24 protein-coding genes are annotated in these 25791 nt (G+C 71.4%); 12 read left to right on the forward strand and 12 right to left on the reverse strand.

Features of this window, described 5'->3' with window-relative positions; translation table 11 throughout:
- The coding region (locus ACF09C_RS25850) for a hypothetical protein (protein WP_392094715.1) at nt 1-808 on the forward strand (808 nt) is incomplete at its 5' end.
- 17 nt (nt 809-825) lie between these two features.
- Here ACF09C_RS25850 and ACF09C_RS25855 read toward each other — a convergent pair.
- The 5 genes from ACF09C_RS25855 to ACF09C_RS25875 all read right to left on the reverse strand — a co-directional run bounded on the left by ACF09C_RS25855 (nt 826) and on the right by ACF09C_RS25875 (nt 5867).
- A complete protein-coding gene (locus tag ACF09C_RS25855) occupies nt 826-2823 on the reverse strand; it encodes a WD40 repeat domain-containing serine/threonine protein kinase (protein ID WP_392094717.1) in 1998 nt (665 codons plus the stop codon).
- A gap of 53 nt (nt 2824-2876) precedes the next feature.
- Nucleotides 2877-3506, reverse strand: coding sequence for a LysE family transporter (locus ACF09C_RS25860; protein ID WP_392094719.1), 630 nt, complete (start codon nt 3504-3506; stop codon nt 2877-2879).
- Complete coding sequence (locus tag ACF09C_RS25865; RefSeq protein ID WP_392094721.1) at nt 3503-3835, reverse strand: DUF2087 domain-containing protein; 333 nt, start codon at nt 3833-3835, stop codon at nt 3503-3505. The genes ACF09C_RS25860 and ACF09C_RS25865 overlap by 4 nt, the downstream gene beginning before the upstream one ends.
- A 58-nt stretch (nt 3836-3893) precedes the next feature.
- Nucleotides 3894-4172, reverse strand: a complete 279-nt coding sequence (locus ACF09C_RS25870) for a hypothetical protein (protein ID WP_392094723.1) — start codon at nt 4170-4172, stop codon at nt 3894-3896.
- 255 nt (nt 4173-4427) lie between these two features.
- Nucleotides 4428-5867: an MFS transporter gene (locus ACF09C_RS25875; protein ID WP_392094724.1), complete on the reverse strand. Its 1440-nt coding sequence runs from the start codon at nt 5865-5867 to the stop codon at nt 4428-4430.
- Nucleotides 5868-5987: 120 nt separating this feature from the next.
- Between ACF09C_RS25875 and ACF09C_RS25880 the strand changes: the two genes are divergently transcribed.
- The 3 genes from ACF09C_RS25880 (at nt 5988) to ACF09C_RS25890 (ending at nt 10404) form a co-directional block, all read left to right on the forward strand.
- Nucleotides 5988-6650 carry a hypothetical protein gene (locus tag ACF09C_RS25880; protein WP_392094726.1) on the forward strand — a complete coding sequence of 221 codons (663 nt, stop codon included), beginning with the start codon at nt 5988-5990 and terminating at the stop codon, nt 6648-6650.
- Nucleotides 6651-6765: 115 nt separating this feature from the next.
- Entirely contained in the window at nt 6766-9000 is a 2235-nt protein-coding gene (locus ACF09C_RS25885) for an FG-GAP repeat domain-containing protein (RefSeq protein ID WP_392094727.1), read from the forward strand.
- A gap of 180 nt (nt 9001-9180) precedes the next feature.
- Nucleotides 9181-10404, forward strand: coding sequence for a Cmx/CmrA family chloramphenicol efflux MFS transporter (locus ACF09C_RS25890; protein ID WP_392094971.1), 1224 nt, complete (start codon nt 9181-9183; stop codon nt 10402-10404).
- A 32-nt stretch (nt 10405-10436) separates the two neighbouring features.
- Here ACF09C_RS25890 and ACF09C_RS25895 read toward each other — a convergent pair whose 3' ends face one another.
- From ACF09C_RS25895 to ACF09C_RS25905, 3 genes are all read right to left on the reverse strand, one after another.
- Complete coding sequence (locus ACF09C_RS25895) at nt 10437-14063, reverse strand: NACHT domain-containing protein (RefSeq protein ID WP_392094729.1); 3627 nt, start codon at nt 14061-14063, stop codon at nt 10437-10439.
- A 155-nt stretch (nt 14064-14218) separates the two neighbouring features.
- Entirely contained in the window at nt 14219-14503 is a 285-nt protein-coding gene (locus ACF09C_RS25900) for a DUF4031 domain-containing protein (protein ID WP_362420299.1), read from the reverse strand.
- Nucleotides 14500-14856, reverse strand: coding sequence for a hypothetical protein (locus ACF09C_RS25905; RefSeq protein ID WP_392094731.1), 357 nt, complete (start codon nt 14854-14856; stop codon nt 14500-14502). The genes ACF09C_RS25900 and ACF09C_RS25905 overlap by 4 nt, the downstream gene beginning before the upstream one ends.
- 324 nt (nt 14857-15180) lie before the next feature.
- Here ACF09C_RS25905 and ACF09C_RS25910 point away from each other — a divergent pair, with 324 nt between their 5' ends.
- From ACF09C_RS25910 to ACF09C_RS25925, 4 genes are all read left to right on the forward strand, one after another.
- Nucleotides 15181-16029 (forward strand): MurR/RpiR family transcriptional regulator, encoded by an 849-nt coding sequence (locus ACF09C_RS25910; RefSeq protein ID WP_392094973.1) that lies wholly within the window; start codon nt 15181-15183, stop codon nt 16027-16029.
- Nucleotides 16030-16061: 32 nt separating this feature from the next.
- Nucleotides 16062-17036 (forward strand): N-acetylmuramic acid 6-phosphate etherase, encoded by a 975-nt coding sequence (murQ, locus tag ACF09C_RS25915; RefSeq protein WP_392094733.1) that lies wholly within the window; start codon nt 16062-16064, stop codon nt 17034-17036.
- Nucleotides 17037-17115: 79 nt separating this feature from the next.
- Complete coding sequence (locus ACF09C_RS25920; protein ID WP_392094735.1) at nt 17116-18597, forward strand: PTS transporter subunit EIIC; 1482 nt, start codon at nt 17116-17118, stop codon at nt 18595-18597.
- 131 nt (nt 18598-18728) lie between these two features.
- On the forward strand, nt 18729-19025 hold the full coding sequence (locus tag ACF09C_RS25925; RefSeq protein WP_392094736.1) for a deoxyxylulose-5-phosphate synthase: 297 nt from the start codon (nt 18729-18731) through the stop codon (nt 19023-19025).
- 55 nt (nt 19026-19080) lie between these two features.
- Here the strand turns inward: ACF09C_RS25925 and ACF09C_RS25930 are convergent, their stop codons facing one another.
- The 3 genes from ACF09C_RS25930 to ACF09C_RS25940 form a co-directional block, all read right to left on the reverse strand.
- Nucleotides 19081-20562 (reverse strand): alpha/beta hydrolase, encoded by a 1482-nt coding sequence (locus ACF09C_RS25930; RefSeq protein WP_392094738.1) that lies wholly within the window; start codon nt 20560-20562, stop codon nt 19081-19083.
- Nucleotides 20563-20652: 90 nt separating this feature from the next.
- Complete coding sequence (locus ACF09C_RS25935; RefSeq protein ID WP_392094740.1) at nt 20653-20868, reverse strand: hypothetical protein; 216 nt, start codon at nt 20866-20868, stop codon at nt 20653-20655.
- Entirely contained in the window at nt 20865-21080 is a 216-nt protein-coding gene (locus ACF09C_RS25940; protein WP_392094741.1) for a hypothetical protein, read from the reverse strand. The genes ACF09C_RS25935 and ACF09C_RS25940 overlap by 4 nt, the downstream gene beginning before the upstream one ends.
- A gap of 126 nt (nt 21081-21206) precedes the next feature.
- Between ACF09C_RS25940 and ACF09C_RS25945 the strand changes: the two genes are divergently transcribed.
- From ACF09C_RS25945 to ACF09C_RS25960, 4 genes are all read left to right on the forward strand, one after another.
- A complete protein-coding gene (locus ACF09C_RS25945; protein ID WP_392094975.1) occupies nt 21207-22049 on the forward strand; it encodes a helix-turn-helix domain-containing protein in 843 nt (280 codons plus the stop codon).
- Nucleotides 22030-22299 carry a DUF397 domain-containing protein gene (locus ACF09C_RS25950; protein ID WP_392094742.1) on the forward strand — a complete coding sequence of 90 codons (270 nt, stop codon included), beginning with the start codon at nt 22030-22032 and terminating at the stop codon, nt 22297-22299. The genes ACF09C_RS25945 and ACF09C_RS25950 overlap by 20 nt, the downstream gene beginning before the upstream one ends.
- A gap of 553 nt (nt 22300-22852) precedes the next feature.
- Complete coding sequence (locus ACF09C_RS25955; protein ID WP_392094744.1) at nt 22853-23449, forward strand: hypothetical protein; 597 nt, start codon at nt 22853-22855, stop codon at nt 23447-23449.
- 803 nt (nt 23450-24252) lie between these two features.
- Complete coding sequence (locus tag ACF09C_RS25960; RefSeq protein WP_392094746.1) at nt 24253-25080, forward strand: hypothetical protein; 828 nt, start codon at nt 24253-24255, stop codon at nt 25078-25080.
- 68 nt (nt 25081-25148) lie between these two features.
- Here ACF09C_RS25960 and ACF09C_RS25965 read toward each other — a convergent pair whose 3' ends face one another.
- Nucleotides 25149-25772 (reverse strand): cysteine hydrolase family protein, encoded by a 624-nt coding sequence (locus tag ACF09C_RS25965; RefSeq protein ID WP_392094748.1) that lies wholly within the window; start codon nt 25770-25772, stop codon nt 25149-25151.
- Nucleotides 25773-25791 lie beyond the last annotated feature (19 nt).

Below are 25791 nucleotides of genomic sequence, written 5' to 3' on the forward strand. Positions count from 1 at the left end.
CGTCACCATGGGCAACCGCATCATCGTCATCACCCACGACGGCCGCGTCTTCGGCCACGACATCAACGGCAACACCGTCGGCCAAGGCTTCGCCTTCAGCGGATCCAAGGTCGCCTTCAACGGGGCGTTCGACCGCTTCGTCGTCACCGCGGGCAACCGCATCATCGTGACGACCCAGGATGGTGGCGTCTGGGCACACGACATCAACGGCACGACGGTGGGGCCGGGGTTCCCGATGAACTTCTCCCTCGGGCACTTCACCTTCGCCGGCGACATCTCCGCGGCGAACCGGCAGCGCACCCTCGACCGGCACAGGTTCGCGCTGACGCGCATCGCGGCGTGCGGCAACCTGTCCGCGGACGAGCGGACGAAACTCCACCAGGCCTACGACCGGGCCATTCACCACACGACCCTCAACCAGGCCGGCGTGAACGCGAGCGCGACGGTCGGCGGCTCGCAACTGAACGTCAACTTCGGGGTCCTCTTCCCGCAGGGCGACGAGGAGATCTCCCAGACGCTCATCCACGAGATGGTGCACTGCGCGGGGTTCACCCACCCCAAGCGGCGTGACCCTCCGGCCGGCAGCAGCTGCGCCGCACCCAACCCGGCCGTGTTCGACTGCCCGGGCGACAACGGCGTCTACTTCGGCACGGCCCCGCTGCGGGCGGAGTTCTGCATCGCGGGCGACCAGAGCGACGTGCGCTCCCGACTCAGGGCGAAGGCGGCCACCGAGAGCTGCGTCATCGACGAGAACGGCGAGGCGGTCCTGCACACCGAGGCGGCGCGCCAGCCGCTCGGGGCGCCGTAGGACGCACAGGGGCGAGCTCAGGTCCGGCGGTAGAGGTCGACCGTCCCTTCGCTCCCGACGGCGATGAACCGGCCGTCGGGACTGAGGGCGACCGTGTCGGCCCTGGCGGACTCCGTGATCGTCTGTCGCTCGGTCCGGGTCGTGGAGTCCCACAGCTCGAGCCGGTCGCCGACCGTGACGACGGTCTTCCCGTCCTCGCCGAAGGCGACGTCCCTGGCGCCCAGGGCGAAGCCCGTGAAGGCGGTACGCCTGCGCGTGGTGACGTCCCACTCCTCGAGGTCTTCGGCGAGGGTGTGGAGCTTCGTGCCGTCAGGGCTGAACCCCAGCCCGTAAATCCATCCGTTCCTGTCCTCCGGGGCATCGCGCAGGACGACAAGGGGCTTGCCCGGCGTCAGGTCGGACAGCATCACGCCTTCGTCGTGCGTGCCGACGGCCAGCGTCCTGCCGTCGCGGGAGAAGGCCATCGCCGAGGGGGTGGCGACGAACCGGTCGAGGGTCGCGACGAGCCTTCGGGTACGGACGTCCCAGAGCCACACGGTGCCCGTGCCGCCTCCGCCCACGGCGAGCAGCTTTCCGTCGGGGCTGAACGCGAGGGTCGACACGTACTGACCGACGTCCTTCGAGTTCAGCTTCGCCGGCGGGCAGGTGAGCGTCGCGAGCGCCCGCCGAACGGCCGTGTCCCACAGCTGGACGGTGCGCTCGTTGGCCGCCGTGGCGAGGATCGTGCCGTCCGGGCTGAACGCGACCTCCTCCGCGGTGTACGCATCCGTGGTGATCGTCTGCGGCACCGGAGCAGTCGCGAAGTCCGCGCTGGTCCAGAGATGGACGGCGCTCGCCCTCGTCCCGGCCGCGATCGTCCTGCCGTCAGGGCTGAACTCCACCGAGGTGATCTCCCCTGAGGGGCTCGGCAGGGAAACGGTCTGGGTCGTCGGGAACGTCCCCGCACCGCCCTCGCCGTTCCGCCCTGAGCCGTCCCCGGTCTTCCGGCCGCCGAGCCGGACCGCCGCGACCGACGCCCCGCCGGCACCGAGGACCGCCGCGACACCGCCGATCAGCAGCTTCCGACGGCTCGGGGCGGACACCGGGCCGGCAGGGGCGGGGGCCGCCGTCACCGTCTCCTGGGCGTCCACCGGCAGGTCGAGCACGGTCGGCACCCGGGGGAAACGCGGGACACGCGGATCCCGCGGAGTCCGGTCCTCCGTGCGCAGCCTCGCCAGCCACTCCCCCGCCGCCGCCGCGTCCGGGCGGTCCTCCGCCGCCTTCGACATCAGCGCCGACAGCAGCTCGGCCAGCGGCCCGGCATGCCGGGGCTCCGGAAGGGGACGGGTGAGGACGGCCACGATGATCGCGGTCAGCGACGGGCCGTCGAACGGCGGACGGCCCTCCAGCGCCGCGTACAGCGTGGCGCCCAGCGCCCACATGTCCGCCGCCGCCTCGACCGGCCTGCCCTCCAGTTGCTCGGGCGGCATGAACTGGGGTGTGCCGATGACCGTGTTCGTACGGGTCAGCTGCTGCGTGGAGTCCAGGACCCGGGCGATCCCGAAGTCCGTGACGACCGGCCGACCGCCGTCGGCCAGCAGCACGTTGTCCGGCTTCAGGTCCCGGTGGACCACCCCCGCCGCGTGCGCGTGTGCGAGGGCGTCGGCCAGGGCGGCGGCGATCGCGGCCGTACGCTCCCACGACAGCCGGCCCTCACGGGCCACGAGCGCCCCCAGCGACGGGCCCTCGACGAACTCCATGACGATCCAGGGCGCGCCCTCGAACTCCGTCACGTCGTGCACGGTCACGATCCCCGGATGCCGCAGCCGCGCCGCCGTCCGAGCCTCCCGCTCCGTACGGGCGACCAACTCCGCGCGCAGCTCCGGCGGTACGGCCTCGAAGAGCACCTCCTTGACCGCCACCGCGCGGTCGAGCACCTCGTCATGGGCCCGCCACACGCGCCCCATGCCGCCGCGCCCGACCGCCTCGACCAGTCGATAGCGCCCACCGACCAGCTGCCCGACAGCCCCCGCCATGCCAACTCCCCCGTCCCTGAAAGGATATGGAAACTATCCTTTCAGGGTTCCGGTCAGCTCACGAGGTGCACCGCGAGGCCCGCGATCAAGGTGCTCGACACCAGGGCCGTCGCGAGGCGTCCCCTCGGGCCTGTCAGGCCGCGGCCGAGGAGCGCCCCGCCGGAGGCCAGGAACAGTTGCCAGCTGGCCGACGCGGCCAGGGCCGCGAGAACGAAGACCGTGCGGTCCAGCGGCGTCGAGGGGCCGTCCGGCCCTGTCGCGAGGATCAGGGCCGCGAAGTAGATCACGGTCATCGGGTTGAGGATCGTGATGCCGAGGAAGGTGGCGTACGCCCGCAGAGGGGTCGGGCGCCGCTCGTGGGCGTCGTCCCGCGCGGCCCGCTCCCGCGCACGGTACGCGCGGATCGCCGTCCAGGCCGCGTGCGCCGCCAGGGCGACCAGGACCACCGCCGAGGCCCGGCGCAGCGGGGTCGTCACCGGGGCGAGCAGCGGGACGAGGGCCGAGCCGCCGAGGACGGCCACCAGGGCGTACACCCCGTCCGCCGTCGCGACCCCGAGGGCCGCGCCCGCTCCCGTACGCCAGCCCGCGCGGGCGGTGACCGCCACCAGACAGGCGCCCACCGCGCCGACCGGGATCGCGATGCCGTAACCGGCCAGCAGGCCGGCCACCAGCGCCGCGCTCACGCGACGGCGGGGATCGCGCCTCCGGGGGAGCCGGGCTGCTGCTGGTGGAGGCTACGGGCACGACGGTAGGCGGAGCCGTCCCGCGTACGGGAGAGTTCGCCGCCGGTCACGAGATAGCGGCGCAGCGCCGGGAAGTCCTCGTGGACGGTGAGCAGCGCTTCGTTCACCTCGCGCTCGCTGTACGAGCGCGAGGGCTCGAAGAGGGTCTCGGCCAGGTGCGCGAGGAGCTGCGCACGGCGCGGGGCCCTGCGCGGGATCGCCTTCAGGCGGCCTTCGGCGGAGAACAGGTCCGCGACCGGGTGCGCCGGGGAGAGGGGATGGGAAGTCATGCGCCGAGGGTGGCCTCCGGTACGTCGGCCCGGCAACGCATTTTCCCGGCGCGGTGGTCTACCGGGTGATGACGTTCACCGCGTCCTGGACCTTCGGGATCATCGACGGCATCCCGCCCGCCTGGAAGATCGACGCCGCCTGCTCGGTGAACGCGACGAACGCCTCCCGGGACTCCCAGAAGTCCACGACCCGCCAGCCGCCGCTCCCGTCGGGCCCCGCCGCGTGGGCGATGAACCCCTCGGGCGGCCACCAGGGCGCGGCGTTGATCTGGTCGTTGACCCGCTCGTACATCTCCTGTGTACCGCCCGGAATCTCGACGGTGACGATGACCGGCATGCTGTTGCTCCCGTACGTAGGGGATGGCATCCCCACCAGCTCACCAGCCGCCCACCCCTCCCGCACGACGGGACGGCCGAACGAGCGCCCGCGCCGGGTCAGCGGGTTCAGCGGTTTCGGCGGTTTCAGCGGTTTCAGCGGTTTCAGCGGTTTCAGCGGTAGATGAGGAGCCTCCCGGTTCTTCCGGTACTCCGGTACGGGAAAGGGGCCGCCCGACGAGTCGGACGGCCCCTGGGATGTGGCGTACGGGGACGGTCAGGCGGAGACCTTGTCGCCCGCGGGGGCGGACTCGGCGGGCGCACCGGCGGCGAGCGCCTTGTCGCTCTTCATGACGAGGAGGGTGACGACACCGCCGACGGCGGCGATGACGGCGGCCCCGACGAAGGCGGCCGAGAAGCCCTCGGTCAGCGCGGGGAGGTCACCGAGCCGGTCGGCGCCCTGGGACATGGCGAGCGCGGTGAGCGCGGCGAGACCGAGGGCGGAGCCCACGTTGTAGGTGGTGTTGACGATGCCGGAGGCGAGACCCGCCTGCTCCTGCGGGGCGCCGGACATCGCGGCGATCATCGCCGGGATGTAGGCGAGGGACATGCCGAGCGCGGCGACCAGCGAGGCGGGCAGCACGTCGACGAGGAAGGTGCCGGTCGGCGGGACGGCGGCGAGCCAGACCAGCCCGGCCGCGAGGACCAGCAGACCGCCGGCGATCAGCGGCTTGGCGCCGTAACGGCCCATGAGGCGTGCGGTGATGGCCGTCATGAAGATCATCAGCAGCACGGTCATGGGGAGCAGGGCGGCGCCGGAGGCGAAGGCGCCGTAGCCGAGGACCTGCTGGAGGTAGAGGTTGAGGAAGTACCACATCGGGATCCACGCGGCGCCGAGCAGCGTCATGGCCAGGTTGGCGGAGCCGAGGCGCGGCACGCGCCACACGGAGAGCGGCATGAGCGGCTCGCGCACGCCCTTCTGAACGAGGAAGAACACCACGAGCAGGGCCGCGGCCCCGACGAGCTGCAGCACGGTCCCGGTCGATCCCCAGCCGACCTCGGGGGCGCGCACGACGGCGAAGACGGCGAGGGCGAGACCGGCGGTGACGGCGACGGCGCCGAGGATGTCGACGGAGCCGCGGCGGGACTGGACGTCGGGGAGGAGCTTGGTGGCGGCGAGGGTGGCGAGGCCGATCGGGATGTAGATGATGAAGACCCACGGCCAGCTCATCCACTCGGTGAAGACACCGCCGAGGAACACACCGGCGGTACCGCCGGCCGGGGCGGCCGCGCCGTAGAGCGCCATCGCCTTGCCGAGCTCCTTCGGGTCGTGCATGAAGAGCATCATCAGCAGGGTCATGGCGGAGGGCGCGATGAGCGCACCGCCGACACCCTGGACGGCGCGGCCGACGATCTCGACCCAGGCGGTCTGCGCGGCGGCGGCGACCACGGATCCGGCGATCGTTACGGCCCAGCCGGTGACGAAGATCTTCCGCGCTCCGACGAGGTCGGAGAGGCGCCCGCCGAGCAGCAGCAGCCCGCCGAAGACGATGACGTACGCGTTGAAGATCCACGAGAGCTCGCTCTGCGTGAAGCCGAGATCCTTCTGCATCTCGGGCAGCGCGACGCCGATGATCGAGGTGTCCATGATGACCATGAACTGGGCGGCGGCGAGCACGACAAGTGCCCACCAGCGCCGGGGATTGACGGTTGACATTGCCCTGCTCCTTCGCTCGACGTATACCCCTAGGGGGTACCTTCGCGGAGCACCGTAGCATACCCATGGGGGGTATGTAAGGCGGAGTGGACGGCCAGGATCCGAGGGATGATTCCCGGCATGACCTCAGACGTGGACCCGGCCGCACACGACGCACTCCTCACCCGCTGGACGTCGACCCTGCTGACCGCGAGGGGAGGAGGCGAGGGCCCGCCCCCGGAGCCGTACGGCAGGAACCTGCTGGCGCGCTGGTCGGAACCGCAGCGCCGCTACCACACGGTGGACCACCTGAAGGCGGTCCTCGACCGCATCGACGAACTGCCGCACGAGGGCGGTGACGTGGAGCTGATCAGGCTGGCGGCCTGGTTCCACGACGCGGTCTACCGCCCGGACCGCTCCGAGAACGAGGAACGCTCGGCGACCCTGGCCGAGAAGGCCCTGACGGAAGCCGGCCTGACACCGCACCAGGTGACGGAGGTGGCCCGCCTGGTCCGCCTGACGGTGACACACGACCCGGCGGACGGCGATGTCGACGGCGAGATCCTGTGCGACGCGGACCTGGCGATCCTGGCGACGGACGAGGATACGTACGGGGGGTATGTACGCGCGGTCCGCGAGGAGTACAGCTTCGTCCCGGACGACGCGTTCCGCCAGGGCCGCGCGGCGGTCCTGCGCCAACTCCTCGCCCTGCCACGCCTGTTCCGGACCGCGTACGGCGCGGCGCACTGGGAGGCGCGGGCGCGGCGGAACATGGAGGGGGAGCTGGCGGGCCTGGAGGCCTGACGAAAACGCGCCCGATCTTCGTACAACTTTCCGCCGTTTCGTGAGTCTCCTCAGGTGGCGCCTGGTGCGCCCGCACACTTCTGTTTCATCTGAGGGGGAACCTCACGTGCCTCACGTGCCTCACGCACGCTCACGCTCGACCCGGCGTCGGCTCCTGGCCGCCGCCACCACCGTCCTGGCCGTCACGCTCGGGGCGGGCACGCTGACCACGCTGCCCGCGAGCGCCACGAACGCCGCCGACCTGGCGAACGGCGCGGCGAACGGCGGGACGGCTTCGCGGACGGACGCCACGAACGACGCGGCTCCGGTCCCGTTCCCGAAGGACGCCAGGCTGACGGAGGCCGGGCTGACCGGTTTCTTCTCGCGCGCCAAGGGGACGTCCGACCAGCGTTGGACGCGCTACGCCGACGGTTCCTCGCGGGGCCTCGGCTGGTGGAACTACCTGCGCTCCTCGCGGACCACGGACTACCTGGTCTCCGACGAGCAGAGGCTCCTCACGCTCAAGAACCTGAGCACCGACGCCACGCTCAAGATCCGCGTGGGGCTCGAAGCCGACGGCATCATGTACGCCGGCTCGGCCGGGCACGCGGCCTTCACCAAGTCCGCCAAGGGAACGAACCTCCGGATGCACCGGCTCGACACGGAGGGCGGCACGGTGGACGTCACCGGCCTCCCGGCCGACGCGACCAGCATCTACGTCGCCCCCGGTACGCCCGAGGACGCCCTCGTCACCTTCACCGACGGCACGGCGAAGAAGTGGGGCCTGCTCGACCTCGCCACCGGCGCCGTCGACGAGATCCACGACCGCGCGGAGGGCTCGGCGGGCGGCGACATCGCCGTCTCCGAGACGCACGTCGCCTGGACCGAGGGCGACAACACCAGGCAGCCCATGGTGCTCCTCCTGGACCGGGCCACGAACAAGGTCACCATTGTCCCGACCGACACGGGCTGGACGAGCGACCTCCAGATCGGCCTGGTCGGCGGCTGGGTGGTGTACGGCGAGGCGGGCGGAATCGCCAACACCGACATCAACCCGCTGTACGCCCTCACCGCGTACGACCCGAAGACCGGCGCGAAGGTCAAGCTCCTCGACCACCTCACCTCGTCCGCCGCCGCCCCCGACGCCCTGTACGTCCGCGGCGGCACCCTCGCCCAGGGCGAGGGTCTGTACAAGCTCGCGCCCGGCGCGAACGGCGCGGCCCCGGTCGTGACCCAGGTCGCGACCACCGGCGAGCCCACGCACGTCGTCATCGGCGCCAACAACATCCCGGCCAGCGTCGACCTCGACCAGAACGACGGCACGGCGAGCTTCACCTGGCAGCTCTCCCGGACCAGCGTCGAGGTGCTGATCACCTTGCGCCACGTCCGGACCGGACTGAGCCGCGAATTCAGCCGGAGTTACCCGGAGACCCCGAGCGTGACGGTCGACTGGAAGGGCCAGATCGGAGCGGACTTCACCAACGCCTACAACGGCGACTACACCTGGGAGATGACGGCGAAGCCGCTCAACGGCATCGGCCCGGACACCTCCGCCTCCGGCACCTTCAAGGTCGTCCGCAAGACCGCGCCGCACGACTTCGACGACAACGGCAGCGCCGATGTGCTCAACCGCGACCCCTCCGGCCGCCTGTGGACGAGCGACACCACCTACTACAAGGACTTCGGCCAGCTCACCGCCCAGTCGCGTCGCCTGATCGGCGGCGGCTGGAACATCTACGACCGGATCGAGGCCACGGGCAACCTCGGCGGCTCGGCCGTCGGCGACCTCGTGGCGCGGGAGAAGACCGGCGTGCTCTGGCTCTACCAGGGCAACGGCCGCGGCGGCTTCGCCACCCGGGTGAAGGTCGGCGCGGGCTGGCAGATCTACGACAAGATCGCGGCCGGCAGCGACCTGACCGGGGACGGCCGGCCCGACCTGGTCGCCACCGACAAGGCGGGCGCGCTCTGGCTCTACAAGGGCACGGGCTCCGCGACCACCCCGTTCTCCGGACGGACGAAGATCGGCAGCGGCTGGGAGATCTACAACGACCTCGTGGCCGTCGGCGACATCGCGGGCGGACCGGCGGGCGACCTGCTCGCCCGCGACAAGACCGGCGTCCTGTGGCTGTACACGGGCCGGGGTGACGGCACGTTCACGCCGCGTACGAAGGTCGGCGCCGGCTGGAACACGTACCAGCAGCTCGTCGCCATCGGTGACGGCGACCGGGACGGCCGCCCGGACCTCGTAGCGAGCAGCCCGACGGGCGCCCAGTACCTCTACGGCGGCACGGGCAGCTGGAAGGCGCCGCTGCGCGGCAAGCAGCTGGCCTCCCTGCCGTACGTCGGCGGCACGGGCCACCACATCGCCTGACAACACCGGGCGCCGGCCCGCCCCTGCCTCCGGGCGGGGGCGGGCCGGTGTCCGTATGGCGAGACACTCCGGCGCCGGGGAATGACAGGGGTGACCTGCGGGTTGACGCATGTCATGCCGTCAACCCCCGCCGAGACAGCTCCCCCGTCCGCCCCCGCCTCCGCCTCCGCCTCCACCCGCATGCCGCTGGCCGTCTACATCCTCGGCCTCTCGGTGTTCGCGCTCGGCACGAGCGAGTTCATGCTGTCCGGGCTCCTGGAGTCCATCGCCGCCGACATGAACGTCTCCATACCCCGGGCGGGGCTCCTCATCTCGGCCTTCGCGATCGGCATGGTCGTCGGCGCCCCGCTGCTCGCCGTCGCGACCCTCCGCCTCCCCCGCAAGACGACGCTCGTCACCCTGATCACCGTCTTCGGGATCGGCCAGGTCGCGGGCGCGCTCGCGCCGAACTACGCGGTCCTCTTCGCCTCCCGCGTCCTGAGCGCGCTCGCCTGCGCCGGCTTCTGGGCCGTCGGGGCGGCCGTCGCCATCGCGATGGTGCCGGTCGGCGCTCGGGCCCGCGCGATGGCGGTCATGATCGGCGGCCTCTCGATCGCCAACGTCCTCGGTGTCCCGGCGGGCGCCTTCCTCGGCGAGCACCTCGGCTGGCGCGCCGCGTTCTGGGCCGTCGGCGTCGCCTCCGCGATCGCCCTGGTCGGCGTGGTCACCCGGATCCCGCACATCCCGCTCCCGGAGACGAAGCCGCGCCTCAAGGGGGAGCTGGCGATCTACCGGGACCGGCAGGTGCTGCTGTCGATCGTGATCACGGCGCTCGCGGCGGGCGGCGTGTTCTGCGCGTTCTCGTACCTCTCGCCGGTCATCACGAGCGTGGCCGGGATCGACGCGCGCTGGGTCTCCGCGATCCTCGGCCTCTTCGGCATCGGCGCCCTGATCGGCACGATGATCGGCGGCCGGGTCGCGGACGCGCACCTTTTCGGAGTCCTGCTCAGCGGTATCACGGCCTCGACGGTCTTCCTGGTCGCCCTGGCCCTGTTCGCCTCCAGCCCGGTCGCCGTGATCGCTCTCTCGTTCCTCCTCGGCGTCTCGGCCTTCTACACGGCCCCCGCCCTCAACGCCCGGATGTTCAACGTGGCCGGCGCCGCCCCGACCCTCGCGGGCGCCACGACGACGGCCGCCTTCAACCTGGGCAACACGGCAGGCCCCTGGCTCGGCGGCACCACGATCGACGCGGGCCTCGGCTTCGCCTCGACGGCCTGGGCGGGCGCGGCGATGGCGGTGGTGGCCCTGGGCACGGTCGGGCTGTCGCTCCGGCTGACCCGCCGCACATCCCGCAGCAAGGTCGTCGCCTCCGCGACCTCGTCCCCCGTGCCCCAGGACGACCTCGCCGCCTGCCGTACCTCGTAGGGCCTGTCCGGCCCTGATCCGCCGGACAGACCCTAGCCCTCCACGACGCCCCCGACCCTGCGGATCGCGTCCAGCTCCGCCGGGTCGAGGCCGCAGTCGACCGAGAACCGGGTGCCCCGGAGGCGGCTGCCAACCGTCGTGCGGGAGAGGATCTCGCCCGTACGGAAGTCGCACGTCCACAGCTCGCCCATGTTCGTCAGGACGACGAGCCGGTTGCCGTCCTGGGCGGACCTGAGGGCCCGGACCCCGCTGGGCACCGGCGGCATCCTCCAGGCGAGCTCAGGGACGACGGACGGTTCGAGACGCCAGGCGTACAGGCTCCCGTCGATCGACAGAGCCGCCATCTGCGAGGAGGCTCGGAAGACGAACGCCTCGGTGTGTCCGTCAAGCGGCAGCGGGAACGGCAGCCCCCGGCCGTCGAGGAGGGCGGTCGGCCCCCACGCGTCCACGGCCGCGACAGCCCGGTCGTCCAGCACGAGCAGAGCACTGTCCGACGTCGTGTTCAGCATGGTCCTGCCGACGCTCGGCGGGCATTCCTCCGTCCGGAGGGTTTGCCAGCCCTCCCCCTCGTCGCCACCGGCGGTGAGCACGTGCAGGTGGTCGTCGTCCTGGGCCAGGACGACGAGACCGTTCCCTCCCCGCATGAACACCGTCGTCCTGGTCCGCGGCAGCGGAGGGAAGTCGACCTCGTGGACCAGCCGCCCCGACTCCGACTCCACGACGGTGAGCCGACCATCCAGGAAGTGGTACTCCGCCAGGTCGCGGCGCCCTCGCCACAGCACGGGCTGGGCACCCTCGTCGGCCGAGACCGTCCGGACCACCGCGCCCGTCGTCGCGTCGATGAGACGGCCGCCCGTGGCGTCACCACACCACCAGGTCGTGGCGTCCCAATCGAACAGTCGTACCGTTTCGGAATCCCCGTTGAGCGGCAGACTCAGCGGCGGCTCGTCGAGCCGTCCCGCCGGCCAGTGCAGCACCTCGGTACGTCCGGCGACCACCACGGCCCCGCTGCTGTGCGCGAGGACCGGCTGCCCGAACCAGCCGTCGTCCAGCAGCTCGCCGTCGCGCAGCCGAGCGCCGGTGAGGTCGGCTCCGGAAAGATCCACACCATGGAGTTCGGACTTGCGCAGATCCGCTCGGCGCAGGTTCGCCCCTGCCAGCGAAGCCCTTCGGTTCTCGCCCCACGGGGCGAAGTCCCGCAGGTCCACCTCGCTCAGGTCAGCCTGCTCCAGACTCCCGCCGGACTGAAGGATCAGGTTCAGGCAGTTGGCCACGAGTCTGCCCGTGGACTCCTGTACCTCGACGGTCGCCCGCACCACGTCGAGGAGCCGTTCCCTGCGGTCCTCCCGTTCGCGCACCATCGTGTCGAGGAACTGGTACACCGCCTCGTTCTGCTCCAGTACGCCGAAGGTCGCGCCGAGCACGGCCGGGGGCTCGGCCGTGAATCCCTTGAGCGGGGGAAACTCTCCCTCGGCGGACCGGGCGGCGAAGAACCGCGACCACGTCCACTCCTCCTCCGTCTCCGCCGCCTCCTCCTTCTCGACGTGCGTCCCCGCCGTGGGGATCAGAGCGAGGAAGTCCCCGCCGAGCAGCCCCAGCTCGGCCGCGTACTTGAACGCGGCCAGGAACTCAAGGAGCGACTTGTGGGAGGGCCCGTAGTCCCCGTCTGCATTGCGCACGAGCATGCCCTGGTTGCGCATGTCCTGTTCCCAGAAGTCCAGGTCCTTCGCGCTCTGCACCGCAGCACCGAAGCAGGACCTCAAACGGTCGGGGAAGTCCCGGTAGTTGAGGCTCAGCCTGTTGGTGGAGAGCATCTCCTCCGCGACCTCACACAGGAAGAAGAGCTTGTCCCCGCGCGAGGTGAAGGTGCGCTCGGCCTTCACGTCACGGTCCATCTTGCGCTGGATCGCGTAGAGGTAGATGCGGGCGAGGTCGATCTCGGCCCCTCGCTCGATCTCCGGCAACGCGTCGATGACCAGCTCGGACATGACGGGCCGCCCCATCAGCTCGCGTACGTCCTCGTTGGCCATGATCAGACGGACCTTGTCCTCGGCGAGGTCGTGCCGGAGCATGCGCTCGATCTGCTCGTCGTCGAACCGGACCAGTTCGACGATGTCGAAGGCCGGTCCGTCCTTCGGCAGCGCGGTCGCCGCGACACCCACCTTCGCGCCGAACAGGTCGCGCGCCTCGTCCGCGTCGCGGAAGTGCTCCTTGCGGCTGCTGAGCAGAACCTTGGCGCCGGGTTCCACGGCGTTGGCCAGTTCCCAGAAGTTCGAGATCACCGTGTGCCGGTCCGCGCGCGCCGCCATCTCGTCGAAGCCGTCGAAGATCAACAGGAGGCGGCCCATCCGGTTGAGGACCCGGAAGACGTCGTAGCTCCGTAGATCGATCTTGTGTCGGTTGAAGAAGAACTCCGAGAGCAGACCTTGGACCGTGGTCTGCTTGGCGTAGTCACGCAGGGGGATCAGCAGCGGGATCCGGGGGCGGGGCACCCCCTTGAGCTTGGCGTCGCGCCAGCCGCGGGCCATCTCGCCCGCGAGGTGCAGGGCGAACCACGACTTGCCCATGCCGAACTCGCCGAGCACGGACAGGTGCCGCTTCGCGGGCTCCTGCAGCCAGCCCTCCACGTACGCGCCGAGCCCGCCGTCCCGCCAGTCGTAGGTGCTGGTGTCGAGGGGACGCTGCGTCGCCGGGTCGATCTCCTCCTTGCGACAGGAGACCGGCACGTACCGGGAGTCGACACCCCGGCGGCGCACCTCGGCTTCGATCCACTCGATGTACGGCTCGAAGTCGGCCTCCAGATCGACGAGTTCGTCGAAGGAGTAGCAGAACAGCACGTCATCGCTGCCCGTCGCGTGCCGACGGGCCGCCTCGCTGACCCGGAGACGGGCGAGCCCCCACCCCTCCGCGGCGGTCTCCGAGGCGACGAGCTCCCCCAGGAGGCGCATGTGGTGCGGGAGCAGTTCACCCTCGACGCAGAGCATGACCGTGCGGTCGAACTTCCCGCGGCGGCGCTGCGGGATGTCGACGAGGAGGGCGACACAGTCCTGGGCCGGCTCCCAGGTGCGCCGTACGTCGTAGCCGACCGCGGTGAACCATTCGTGCACGTCCTGCATGAGCCGCTGCGCGGGAGAGAGTTCGGACCGCCCCGGCTCGGTGCGCGCGCGGTGGCTCTCCTCGTCGACACGGGTCCGGCTCACCTGCTCCAGCAGGGCGTCGACCTTCTGCTCCATGCGCGTCTCGTGGGGTGCCCGGCTGCGGTCCACCAGCGACTGGAAGGCGGCGAGGAAGCCGTCGACGTGCTCCTCGAATCCGTGGTCGAGATGGCCGAATTCCATCGTCTCGCGGTTACGAGCGACGGCTTCGGTGGCCTCTTCGCGCAGCCGGCTCCAGTTCCCTGAGGAAAAGGAGCTGTGGAAGGCGTCCCGCACATATGCGTCGCGGAAGAACGCGGCTACGGACGGCGAGCGCCCGATGCAGTATTCGATGAGCGTGTACGCGTAGAGGCTGAAGAAGTCCTGGGGCGGGGTCTTGGGGTCGAGCCGGACCGCCTTCAGCGCCCGGATCACCGCTTCTCGCCGCATCGCCGCGTCCGCCAGCGGTTTCGCGGTGGCCTTGCCGACGACTCCCGCCGCCGCGGTGACGATCTCCACCGACATCGGACCCCCCGTGTCTCGGCCTGTGCAGCTCCCGCCGCACCCTAGCGGGGGCGGGGAAGAGCGCCGAGGGTTCCGGCCGCATTGCGCCAGATGGACGGATGAGGCTTTCCGGGCGGGCCGGGGCCGAGGGCCGGACGGCCCCCGTCACGCCCCCGTCACGCCTCCGGCGGCCACTCCCCCGGTCGGCCCTTCGGCCGCCGTAGTCCCGCGTCCGTGATGAGCCGGACGAGTTCCTTCGAGCCGACCTCGACCGCGCCCGCCGCCACCGCGTCCGCGTAGCGGTCGGAGGGGATGTCGTAGTGGTCGCGCTCGAAGGCGCGGGGCGGGGCGCCGATCGTGGCGGCGAAGGCGTGGAGCTCGTCGTGGGAGACGTCGCTGACCAGGTGGGACCACATGCGGCCGTGGCCGGGCCAGGTCGGCGGGTCGATGTAGAGGGTCACGTCAGGCCGCCCACGGGGGCGACGACCACGCCCGCCTTGCCGCAGACCCAGTGCGGGTCGGGGCCGAGTTCGGGTTCGACGTCCAGGGCGTGCGGGTCGCCCGTGGCGCAGACGGGGCAGAGGGGCCAGCGGCCGTACCGTTCGAGGAGGGCGTCCTGGACGTCCTGGGCGACGAGACCGGAGACGTACGCGATGCCGTCGGGCCACTGCTCGACCCACCAGCGCCGGTGCGTGACGGCGTCCTCGACCATCGACACCACCTCCGCGGCGGCCACGTCGCGCGCCGCGAGATCGGCGAGGACCAGGGCGCGAGCGGCGTGCAATGCCTGCTCCAGGGGGTCGATGTCGTCCATGCGCACATTGTCACCCGACAAGCCTCGGGGGCGAAGGTCCCTGCCGCATCCGGGACCGTGCCGGGACTTCACGGGACACTTCACGGGACTTCACGGGACTCATGGGGTCTTGACGCTTCCCGTCGCCGAAAATATCTTTCAGGTGTGACCAATGACGTGAAGGAAAGTTTCAGCGGCCAGGTCGGGTCCGTGCCCTCGCCCGGCACCCCGCCCTCCGCCGCGTCCCCCTCCACTCCCGCCCCCGCTCCTGCCCCTGCCCCCGGCACCGGGACCGGGACCGGGCAGGAAGCCGCACCGCCCGCGCCCGCCGCACTCGCGGCCAAGGTGCGGACGCTCGCGCCGTCCATGACCCGGTCCATGCAGCGCGTGGCCGAGGCCGTCGCGGGCGACCCGGCCGGCTGCGCCGCCCTCACCGTCACCGGCCTCGCCGAGCTCACCGGCACCAGCGAGGCGACCGTCGTCCGCACCGCCCGCCTCCTCGGCTACCCCGGCTACCGCGACCTGCGCCTCGCCCTCGCCGGCCTCGCGGCCCAGCAGCAGTCCGGCCGGGCGCCCGCCGTCACCGCCGACATCGCCGTGGACGATCCCGTGGCCGACGTCGTCGCCAAGCTCGCGTACGACGAGCAGCAGACCCTCGCCGACACCGCCGCCGGCCTGGACACCGTCCAGCTCGGCGCCGCCGTCGCCGCCCTCGCCGCCGCCCGTCGCATCGACGTCTACGGCGTCGGCGCCTCCGGCCTCGTCGCCCAGGACCTCGTCCAGAAACTGCTGCGCATCGGCCTCCTCGCGCACGCGCACAGCGACCCGCACCTCGCCGTCACCAACGCCGTGCAGCTCCGCTCCGGCGACGTCGCCATCGCGATCACCCACTCCGGCTCGACCGGCGACGTCATAGAGCCGCTGCGCGTCGCCTTCGACCACGGCGCGACGACCGTCGCGATCACCGGCCGCCCGGACGGGCCCGTGTCGCAGTACGCCGACCACATCCTCACCACCTCCACCGCCCGCGAGAGCGAACTGCGCCCCGCGGCCATGTCGTCCCGCACCAGCCAACTCCTGGTCGTGGACTGTCTGTTCACCTGCGTCACCCAACGTACGTACGAGACGGCGGCCCCTGCCCTCGCGGCCTCGTACGAAGCCCTGGCCCATCGCCACTCACCCCGCACCCGGTAACCCAGAAACCCGGAAACGCGAAAGAGCCGCACGTGTCTTCTGCTTCCTCCACCTCCTCCTCCGCTTCCTCCGCTGCCTCGGCTCCCTCCGCCACGTACTCGGAACTCCGCGCCCAGCTGGCCACCCTCACCACCGAGGCGTTCCGTCCCGAGCTCGCGGAGATCGACCAGCTCCCGACCCTCACCATCGCCCGGACGATGAACAACGAGGACCGGACCGTCCCGGCGGCCGTCGCCGAACAGCTGCCACTGATCGCGGCCGCGATCGACGCCACCGCCGCCCGCATGGCGCGCGGCGGCCGGCTGATCTACGCGGGCGCGGGCACCGCCGGCCGACTCGGCGTCCTCGACGCCAGCGAGTGCCCGCCCACCTTCAACACCGACCCCTCGGAGGTCGTCGGCCTGATCGCGGGCGGCCCGTCGGCGATGGTGAAGGCGGTGGAGGGCGCGGAGGACTCCAAGGAACTCGCGGCGGCCGACCTCGACGCGCTCGACCTCACCGCGGACGACACGGTGGTCGGGATCTCTGCCTCCGGCCGTACTCCGTACGCCATCGGAGTGGTCGAACACGCCCGCGCGAAGGGCGCGTTGACGATCGGCCTGTCCTGCAACGCGGACAGCGCACTCGCCGCGGCCGCCGAGCACGGCATCGAGGTCGTCACCGGCCCCGAACTCCTCACCGGCTCCACCCGGTTGAAGGCGGGCACGGCCCAGAAGCTGGTCCTCAACATGATCTCGACGATCACGATGATCCGGCTGGGCAAGACGTACGGAAACCTGATGGTGGACGTCCGCGCCTCCAACGACAAGCTGCAGGCCCGCTCGCGCCGGATCGTCGCCCTCGCCACGGGCGCGCCGGACGAGCAGATCGAGACCGCGCTCGCCGAGGCGGACGGCGAGGTGAAGACCGCGATCCTGATGATCCTGGCCGACATCGATGCCAAGACCGCCGACCAGCGGCTGCACGACACCCAGGGCCACCTCCGCGCCGCCCTCACCGCGCCCTGACCGCCGCCTGCCCCGACCTCTCCCGACCTCCGCTCGCCCCTGAACCTCCCCACCCCCGCACAGCAAGGCACCACCGCACATGAGCACAGACGACAAGAACCGCGCCATCGCCGCCGCGATCCTCCCGCTCGTCGGCGGCCCCGAGAACATCGACTCGGTGGCTCACTGCATGACCCGGCTCCGGCTGGGTCTGCGGGACCGCTCCCTGGTCCAGGACGAGGCCCTCAAGGCCCTGCCGTCCGTGATGGGCGTGGTGGAGGACGACACGTACCAGATCGTGCTCGGCCCCGGCACGGTCGCCCGCGTGACACCGGAGTTCGAGGCGCTGGTGGCGGCGGCCCCGAAGCCGTCGGCGGACGACCTGGCGGCGCAGGGTGCGGCGATCAAGGCGGCGCAGAAGGCGAAGAACCAGACCCCCTTCAAGCTCTTCCTCCGCAAGATCGCGAACATCTTCGTCCCGCTGATCCCGGCGCTCATCGGCTGCGGCATCATCGCCGGCCTGAACGGCCTCCTGATCAACCTGGGCTGGCTGCCCGGCGTCACCCCGGCCCTGGCGGCGATGGCGAGCGGCTTCATGGCCCTGATCGCGGTGTTCGTGGGCTTCAACACGGCGAAGGAGTTCGGCGGTACGCCGATCCTGGGCGGTGCGGTGGCGGCGATCATCGTCTTCCCCGGCGTCGCCAAGATCGACGCGTTCGGCCAGACGCTCTCACCGGGCCAGGGCGGCGTGCTGGGCGCGCTGGGCGCGGCGATCCTCGCCGTCTACGTGGAGAAGTGGTGCCGTCGCTGGGTCCCGGAGTCCCTGGACGTCCTGGTGACCCCGACCCTGACGGTCCTGGTCTCCGGCCTGGTGACGATCTTCGGCCTGATGTTCGTGGCCGGTGAGATCTCGACCGCGATCGGCGACTTCGCCAACTGGCTGCTGGCCAACGCGGGCGCGGGCGCCGGCTTCGTGCTCGGGGGTCTGTTCCTGCCGCTGGTGATGCTCGGCCTTCACCAGGCGCTGATCCCGATCCACACCACGCTCATCGAGCAGCAGGGCTTCACGGTCCTGCTGCCGATCCTGGCGATGGCGGGCGCGGGCCAGGTCGGCGCGGCCATGGCGGTCTACCTCAAGCTCCCGCGCAACGGCTCCATCCGCCGCACCATCAAGTCCGCCCTCCCGGCCGGCTTCCTGGGCGTGGGCGAGCCCCTGATCTACGGTGTCTCCCTCCCCCTGGGCCGCCCGTTCGTCACGGCCTGCGTGGGCGGCGCCTTCGGCGGCGGCTTCATCGGCCTCTTCAACATGCTGGGCGACAAGGTCGGCTCCACCGCCATCGGCCCCTCGGGCTGGGCCCTCTTCCCGCTCCTCGACGGCAACAAGGGCCTCGGCGAGACGATCGCGATCTACGCGGGCGGCCTCCTGGTCGGCTACGCGGTGGGCTTCGTGGCGACGTACTTCTGGGGCTTCAGCGCCCGCCTCCTGGAGGAGTTCAACGTCGACACGGACCCGGTCGAGGTCCCGGTCGCCTCGGGCGGCCCGACGCCCGCGACCCCGGTCCAGGAACCGGCGAAGGTCTGACGTCCGACGACACGAGGACGACACCAAGGCTGAGGGCCGCCCCCGGCACGAACCGGAGGCGGCCCTCAGCCGTTCCCCCACCCCACGAGAACTCGGTGGCACGCCACCCAGGACGCCCCTACGCTGCCGCCATGGGCCACTGCAAGACCTCCTACGTCTGCCTGCCGTGCCGCGCCTCGTACAAGCAGCCGTACGACTCCTGGCGCGAGCGCCGGTGTCCGCGCTGCGCGCGCGTGATGATCCACGCCGGCTCCGCCTTCGCCCCTCCGCCCCGCCGCGACAAGGCGGCCTGGCGGACGCTCACCCTGCTCCTGAACGCCGGCGTCGGCTTCCACAAGACCTGCTGCGGCGGCCCCGGCTACCGCCCCCGCGAACTCCGCGAGGCCCGCGCCTGGCTGGCGCGGCGCCGCCCGACCCACTCCCTCTGACGCCCCACTCCCTCTGACGTCCCACCCCGTCTGACGTCCCACCCCCTCTGACGCCCTACCCGCAGTACGCGTCCCCCGCGGGCCGCTCCCCCGTCTTCAGGAACGTCGTCACCGCCGCGTTGCCGCAGGCGTTCCCGTTGCCCAGGTACATGCCGTGGCCGCCCTGGTCGACGGTGACCAGGCGGGCTCGGGCGCCCAGGGACTCGCGCATCTTCAGACCGCTCGCGTACGGGGTCGACGGGTCGCGGAGGCTCTGGATCATGAGGATGTTGGAGGGGCCCCGGTCGGTGATCCGGGTGGGCTTCTCGGCCGGAGGCTGCCAGAAGGAGCAGGGCGTCATGTTGACCGGCATGCCCGCCGTCAGCGGGTGGCGGGCGCGGTCGGCGGCCACGGCGCGCTCGTGGGCGCGGACCGAAGCCGGCCACTTCACGTCGTTGCAGATCACGGCGACGCTGAGCGCCGCGTCCGAGTCCGGCATGGCGGCGGAGGACTGGGCGGGCAGGACGGGCGTGACCTTCGGGTCCCGGGCCGCCTGGACGAGCTGGGCGAAGGACGCGAACGCGGTGTCGGAGTACAGCGCGTTCTGCAGCGCCTGACGGAGGATGTTCCCCGTCAGCGGGACACCCGGCGTGGTCGACTCCTTCGGCTCACGGTCCAGGCGGGCCGCCAGATCCAGGATCAACGACCTTACGCCCCCGTCCCGCTCGGCAAGTCGCAGCTCCCCGCGCGCCGGGTCCGCCGCCCACTTCGCGAAGTCCGGGAAGCGGTCCTCCGCGCCCTTCGCCATGTCCGCGAGCCAACCCCGGGCGACCCGCCGCGGGTCGGGGTCGGCGCTGCTGTCAAGGACCCAACGGTCCGTGCGGTGCGGGAACTTCGTCGCGTACACCGCCCCCACGTACGTCCCGTACGACACCCCCCACGCCGACAGCTTCTCCTCCCCGAGCGCCTGCCGGAACCGGTCCAGGTCCCGGGCCTGGTTCACGGTGGTGAAGCTGCGCAACCGCTCGCCGCCGTTGGCCAGACAGGCCTCGGCGGTCCGCCGGGACCGCGCGACGTTCTCGTCGATCGACCCGTCGGCGGCCGGCCACGACCGCAGGGTCACCATCCGCCGGTCCTCCGGGTCGAGCCCGCAGTTCGCGGTCGAACTCCCGCCGACCCCGCGCGGGTCGAACGCCACCAGGTCGTACGCCCCGCCCAGCTCCGCCTTCAGCGCCGCCCCCTTCTGCGAGAGCCGCTGCACCCCCGAGCTGCCCGGCCCGCCCGGGATGACGACCAGCGTCCCGCGCCGCGCCTCGGGCCGCTCGCTGCGGATCCGGGAGACAGCGAGGGAGAGCTGGGGCCCGGCCGGGTCCGCGTAGTCCTGCGGCACGGAGAGCGTGGCGCATTCCTGCCCGAGACCGACGGGCCCGCACGGCGACCAGTCGAGGCCGGGCGCGGCGGACGCCGCGGCGGTGGCGCCGGGGGCGGCGATGAGGGTGGCCGCGACGGCGGCGGCCGAGAGGGCGAGAACCAGGCTGGTGCGTCCGTAAGTCGTCATGGATGCAGCCTCTTCGATCAGCCACCTACGCCCCATCCGGTCGGCAGGCGGATCGCAGGTGGGGTCAACCCCACCTGCCGACTGGGGACTTCAGGGCAGTCTCCCGTCACGGTTGACCGCCCGCACCCGGGCCCGGAGCACGTCCCCGGGCGGTGCGGGACTGAGCATCTCGGCCGGACAGTCCCACTCCCGCCCACCACCGGGCGGCCTCAGCTGCACACAGGGCCCCACGAACCCCGTGACCCGACCGATCCGCCCGTCACGGGCATCCACGACGTACGCCCCGGCGTTCACCCCGGCGTTCACCGGCGGACCTCGTTCAGGACGGCCGCGAGCCGCAACGCGGTGTCGAGATTGCACCGCCCCAGCTCGACCAGCGGATACGCCTCCCCCGTCCCAGCCATCGTGAGCGGGTCGACCCCGAGGGAGGGCAGGGCGACGCCGAGGGCGTCGAACTCACCCTTGAGCTGACGGACGACTTCCTGAACGGCTTGGAGACGCTCAAGCGAAGTGGGCATCTTACGGGCCTTTCCACTCTGTGTATCGGTTTCGACTACACCGAGTGTCCGGATGGAGAAGACTGGGGAACAGTGGTGCAGCCCCAACAACCCCATATGTGCAAGCGGGAGTTGATGACCATGGCCATGGCCGGACCGAGGAAGCCAGACCCGTCGACCTCACCCAGAGCGATAATCGGCGCGGAACTGCGCCACGCGCGGGACCGAAAGGGCCTGAGCCAGGAAACGCTGGGCGAGGCGCTCTTCGTGAGCGGCTCGTACATCGGCCAGATGGAGGCGGGTACGAGACGGATCCGCCCGGAGATCGCGTCCCAACTGGACGAGGTGTTGGGGACGGGCGGCTTCTTCACGCGGAACTGCGGGGCGGCGAACAAGTCGAAGTACCCGGACCACTTCGCGGAGGCGGCGGAGGCGGAAGCGATCGCGGAGACGATCAAGCAGTTTGAACCACTGCTGATCCCCGGCTTGGTGCAGACACCGGCGTACGCACGGGAGCTGTTTCGCGCGTATCGACCCACGGCCACCGAGGCAGAGATCGACGAACTCGTCGAGGGAAGGCTGGCTCGTGCCCGGCTGCTGGACGACCCAACAAAGCCGTTGTTGTGGATGGTGCTGGGAGAGGCGGCGCTCCGCCAGGTGGTGGGTGGACCGGCTGTGATGGCCGAGGCGTTACGGCACGTGGCAGCACTGGTACGGCGCCACAGAGTGATTGTGCAGGTGTTTCCGTTCGCGGCGGGTGCTCACGCATCTCTGGGCGGGCCGCTCAAGCTGATGTACTTCGAAGACGCCCCTCCCCTGGCGTACTTGCAGGGCCTCGGGTCGGGCCGCCTGGAGGATGACCCTGCCACCGTCGCCCGCCACACTCTCACCTACGAACTCCTCAGCGCATCCGCGCTGTCACCCCGCGATTCCCTGGCTCTGATCGAGTCCGTGGCGGAGGATTACGCCCATGAAGATCAACGCTCCTGAGTACGACCTGAGCACTGCCGTCTGGTTCAAATCCAGTTACAGCGCGGGCGACGGCAGCGACTGCGTCGAGGTCGCCACTTGGCGCAAGTCCTCATTCAGCGATGCCAGCGGCGGCGACTGCCTGGAGGTCTCCGTCCACCACCCCGGCGTCATCCCCGTCCGGGACTCCAAGAACCCCGACGGCCCGAAGCTCGCGTTTCGGGCCGCCGCGTGGGCCACGTTCATCGAGGGCGTCACGGAATCCCGCTGACTGAACCGAGTCGGGGACCAGCCGGCCAGGCACTCGCACAGCCACCGCCCACCCTGGTTGGTCTCCACCGGCCCCGGGCCAACCGCCCTCGTGAGTCTCTGGTGGGGCCGCCCTCTCTCCGAGTGTGGCGGGTTCCACCGGCGCCTCAAGGGCGCTCCCTACGGTCGCGTCGCTCCGCGATGGCCTACGGCCACCCTTGACCCACCGCCTCCACCCGCCCTTTCACACTCGGAGGGCGGCCCGGGGGCGTGGCCACGCGGGCAGGCCGGGTATCGCTCCGGCGGCAGGGCGACCTGCGGCCCGGTGGGGTGGGGGCGGGGTATCGCTTCGGCAAGGGGACTCCTCGCCTCGGTGGGTGGGGGCTCGGTTCGCGGCCGAGGCGAGGAAGCACGTAGCGGTCGGCTCGGGGTGCGCGGCAGTGGAATGGGGCGGTGGCGGCACCGGCTCAGCGGCGGACGGTCGGAGTCGGGCCGGGACTCATGCCCCGCTGACAGCCGCCCGGTGGGGGTGCGCCACACTCACGTGACCCGACCGCCCATCAGCAAGGATCACAGTGGAAACGACGGCACGGCATCCCCGGAAGCGAGCCCGCACCCTTGTGCTGGCGGCGGTACTCGTCTGCTTCGCCGAGCTGGCCGGCTGGTGGTGCAGCCAGGACGGCGGTCTGGTTCTGGTGGCGAAGCTGTTCCATCACCCGTTGCTGTTCGGCGTGCTGGTCGTGGGATTGCTGACGGCGGCCGTGTTCGTCGGGGTGCGCAACCTGGCCGTCCGCATCCTCACCGGCATCGCGGCCGCGCTCGCGGCGTTCGCGGCGGTGCCCTTCGCCCTCCTCGCTTCCATCCCTTCGGAGACGTCGGACAGAACGGCCCCCGGCCGACCGGACCGACACCTCGTGATCGAGGAGGGATCGGCGATGATCGACCCGCTCTGGTGGGTCTACGTCGACGAGGGCTGGGGCCCGACCCAACGCCGCTGGAAGGTCGGATACTTCAACGGCGACGACTTCACCAACGGCCTGCACGAAGCGTCCTGGGTGGGCCCCGACCGGATACGTATCGTCACCGGCGACCCAGCGGAAGAGGCTCAGGTCCATCTCATCGACGTCGACCCCGAGACCGGCAGACCGCTACGCACTCTGACGCTGGGATAGCCGCCGGACGCCCTAACCGCACCCAACTCCCACCCCAGACACCGAATCAGCACTCCGCCCCGGCATATCCAGAGCGTCACCGCGAGTACGTTGCACTTAGGGCCACAAGACGAGCCCAGGCGACCCCACCACCCACCGGACAGTCACCGGCGGGGCATGAGTCCCGGCCCGACGCCGACCGTCCGCCGCTGAGCCGGTGCCGCCACCGCCCCATTCCACTGCCGCGCACCCCGAGCCGACCGCTACGTGCTTCCTCGCCTCGGCCGCGAACCGAGCCCCCACCCACCGGCCGTAATCCGCACCCCGGCCGGAGCGATACCCGGCCCCCCACCCACCGCGCCGAAAGCCGGCCCCGCCACCGCAGCGATCCCCGCCCTTCCCCGTGGCCACGCCCCCCGGCCGCCCCCCGAGTAGAAACCGGCGACCGGAGGTGGTGGGTCAAGGGTGTAATCGGCGCAGCCGACGCGACCGCAGGGAGCGCCCTTGACGCACCGCCGGAGGTCGCCACACTCAAGACGAGGGCGGCCGGCGCCAGAGGCTCGCGAAGACCCCCGGCCACGAGCCCCTCGGAGACCCGAAGCTCAAGCTCCGAGCTTCGAGCGCTGTTCTACGGAAGGGGTACGGGACAGGGGTTCAACCCACCCACCCACCCCCGGAGTTGACTCTCCGCGAGCAAATTGCCACCCAGCATCATATGCCTCTACGGTGAGCGAAGACGCCCATAAGACATAAGAACGGCCCCCGCCGGCGCTACCAACACCTGCGAGGGCCTCACCAACCAGATCGAAAGCGACCATCGATCCATGGCTGACGCCGAGTTTAGTGCTGAGCCCCATCCCCTCGCCAGCCCCGGCTACGGCAAGCGTTGCGCGCCGTACGAACAGCCCCGCACCGACGCCGACTTCGCGCACCTCCGACCCCGCGAAGCCGCCATCGCCGCCTACATCGACCGACTGGCCGACGGCAGCGACATCTCGGTGAAGACGCTGGCCAAGCACCTCCCCTACGGCCAGTGCGCGATGCGCACCGCCCTCACCCGCATCACTCGCGCCGGCCACCTTCGCCGTGGACGCGAGTGCCTCGACGGCCTCTGGATCACCCGAACGTGGTGGTCCCGTACGGCACGTGACGACGCGTGGTGGTCGGCCTTCCAGCGCGGCGACGTCCCGAAGCAGCAGCCCACCCGCTCCCGCGCCTACATCCTCCTTGCCGCCCTCGGCCGTACGAACTCCGCGATGTCCCTCTCCCACGCCGAGTGCCAGGCCCTCGCGCCCCTGGTCAACGACTGGTTCGCCCGGGACGCCACCGAGGACGACGTCACGCGCGCCCTCACCACCGGCCTCCCGACCCCGGTTCACCACCCGGCGGCCCTCGCCCGCACCCGCCTGACGTCGAAGCTCCCACCGGAACCGATCCGCCGAGACCCGCGCGACCACCGCGACCGACCACCCCTCCGCCTCCTGGAGTGCGCCAAGTGCGGTGCTCCGGCCTACGCCGACCTCCTCAGGGACGGCGAATGCGGCCCCTGCCGCGGGGAACCCGCGCCCGCCCGCCGCACCGCCGTCCTCCCCGCCGCCCGCGTCCGCGCCCACGCGGCGGCCATCCGCGCCCGAGAAGGGACTCAACCATGACGGTTCAGCTCGTCCGCTCAAGGACTACGCCCCCCTGAGGCGCCCCTCCCCAGACCTCCCCAGACCGCTCAGCCCAGCTCCGCCCCCGACGCCACCACCACCCCGTACAGGTCGCCGATCGTCGCCAGCGCGCTGTCGTGGAGCTGCTCGGCGGCGACCGTGGCGGCGGCCCCTGCGACCCCCGTACGCAGGGGTCGCGTCGCGCAGGCGGCGGCGACGACGGTGGGGCGGTTTCCGCGCAGGAACGCGCCTTCGGCGGTGAACGTCACGCACATGTGGGTCATGAACCCGGCGATGACGACGTCCTTGTGACCGGCCGCGTCGACGTGCGTGCCCAGGTCGGTGCTCACGAAGCCGTTCGGGACCTGCTTCACGACGACCGCCTCGCCCTCGACGGGCGCCACGCTCGGGTGGATCGCGCCGATCTCGGCCCGGATGTCGTACGGGGTGCCCTCGCCGCCGTCGTTGACGACGTGGATCACCGTCGCGCCCGCCTCGCGCGCCCGCCCGAGCAGCTCGGCGGCGGCTTCGAGCGCGGGCTGCCAGCCGTGCAGCTCCATCACGCCGCGCGTGTAGGTGTTCTGGTAGTCGACGAGGATCAGCGTCGCGTCGGCGAGCGACGCGGGCGAGTCGTCGAAGCCGTTCAGCTCCCGCAGCGTCGTGGACGCGGCGGCGGCCGTGGTCGTACTCATCGAAGTAGCCCCTCTTTCA

It is taken from the genome of Streptomyces sp. NPDC014870, assembly GCF_043081505.1.
GTDB lineage: Bacteria > Actinomycetota > Actinomycetes > Streptomycetales > Streptomycetaceae > Streptomyces.

What these genes read in the sequence shown, in the direction of transcription:
- ACF09C_RS25895 (WP_392094729.1), bottom strand. Translation starts at nt 14,063, where the DNA reads ATGTCGGTGGAGATCGTCACCGCGGCGGCGGGAGTCGTCGGCAAGGCC.
- ACF09C_RS25890 (WP_392094971.1), top strand. Translation starts at nt 9,181, where the DNA reads ATGCCGCTGGCCGTCTACATCCTCGGCCTCTCGGTGTTCGCGCTCGGC.
- ACF09C_RS25950 (WP_392094742.1), top strand. Translation starts at nt 22,030, where the DNA reads ATGAAGATCAACGCTCCTGAGTACGACCTGAGCACTGCCGTCTGGTTC.
- ACF09C_RS25940 (WP_392094741.1), bottom strand. Translation starts at nt 21,080, where the DNA reads ATGCCCACTTCGCTTGAGCGTCTCCAAGCCGTTCAGGAAGTCGTCCGT.
- ACF09C_RS25965 (WP_392094748.1), bottom strand. Translation starts at nt 25,772, where the DNA reads ATGAGTACGACCACGGCCGCCGCCGCGTCCACGACGCTGCGGGAGCTG.
- ACF09C_RS25930 (WP_392094738.1), bottom strand. Translation starts at nt 20,562, where the DNA reads ATGACGACTTACGGACGCACCAGCCTGGTTCTCGCCCTCTCGGCCGCC.
- ACF09C_RS25945 (WP_392094975.1), top strand. Translation starts at nt 21,207, where the DNA reads ATGGCCGGACCGAGGAAGCCAGACCCGTCGACCTCACCCAGAGCGATA.
- ACF09C_RS25960 (WP_392094746.1), top strand. Translation starts at nt 24,253, where the DNA reads ATGGCTGACGCCGAGTTTAGTGCTGAGCCCCATCCCCTCGCCAGCCCC.
- ACF09C_RS25875 (WP_392094724.1), bottom strand. Translation starts at nt 5,867, where the DNA reads ATGTCAACCGTCAATCCCCGGCGCTGGTGGGCACTTGTCGTGCTCGCC.
- ACF09C_RS25905 (WP_392094731.1), bottom strand. Translation starts at nt 14,856, where the DNA reads ATGGACGACATCGACCCCCTGGAGCAGGCATTGCACGCCGCTCGCGCC.
- ACF09C_RS25880 (WP_392094726.1), top strand. Translation starts at nt 5,988, where the DNA reads ATGACCTCAGACGTGGACCCGGCCGCACACGACGCACTCCTCACCCGC.
- ACF09C_RS25855 (WP_392094717.1), bottom strand. Translation starts at nt 2,823, where the DNA reads ATGGCGGGGGCTGTCGGGCAGCTGGTCGGTGGGCGCTATCGACTGGTC.
- ACF09C_RS25865 (WP_392094721.1), bottom strand. Translation starts at nt 3,835, where the DNA reads ATGACTTCCCATCCCCTCTCCCCGGCGCACCCGGTCGCGGACCTGTTC.
- ACF09C_RS25925 (WP_392094736.1), top strand. Translation starts at nt 18,729, where the DNA reads ATGGGCCACTGCAAGACCTCCTACGTCTGCCTGCCGTGCCGCGCCTCG.
- ACF09C_RS25870 (WP_392094723.1), bottom strand. Translation starts at nt 4,172, where the DNA reads ATGCCGGTCATCGTCACCGTCGAGATTCCGGGCGGTACACAGGAGATG.
- ACF09C_RS25920 (WP_392094735.1), top strand. Translation starts at nt 17,116, where the DNA reads ATGAGCACAGACGACAAGAACCGCGCCATCGCCGCCGCGATCCTCCCG.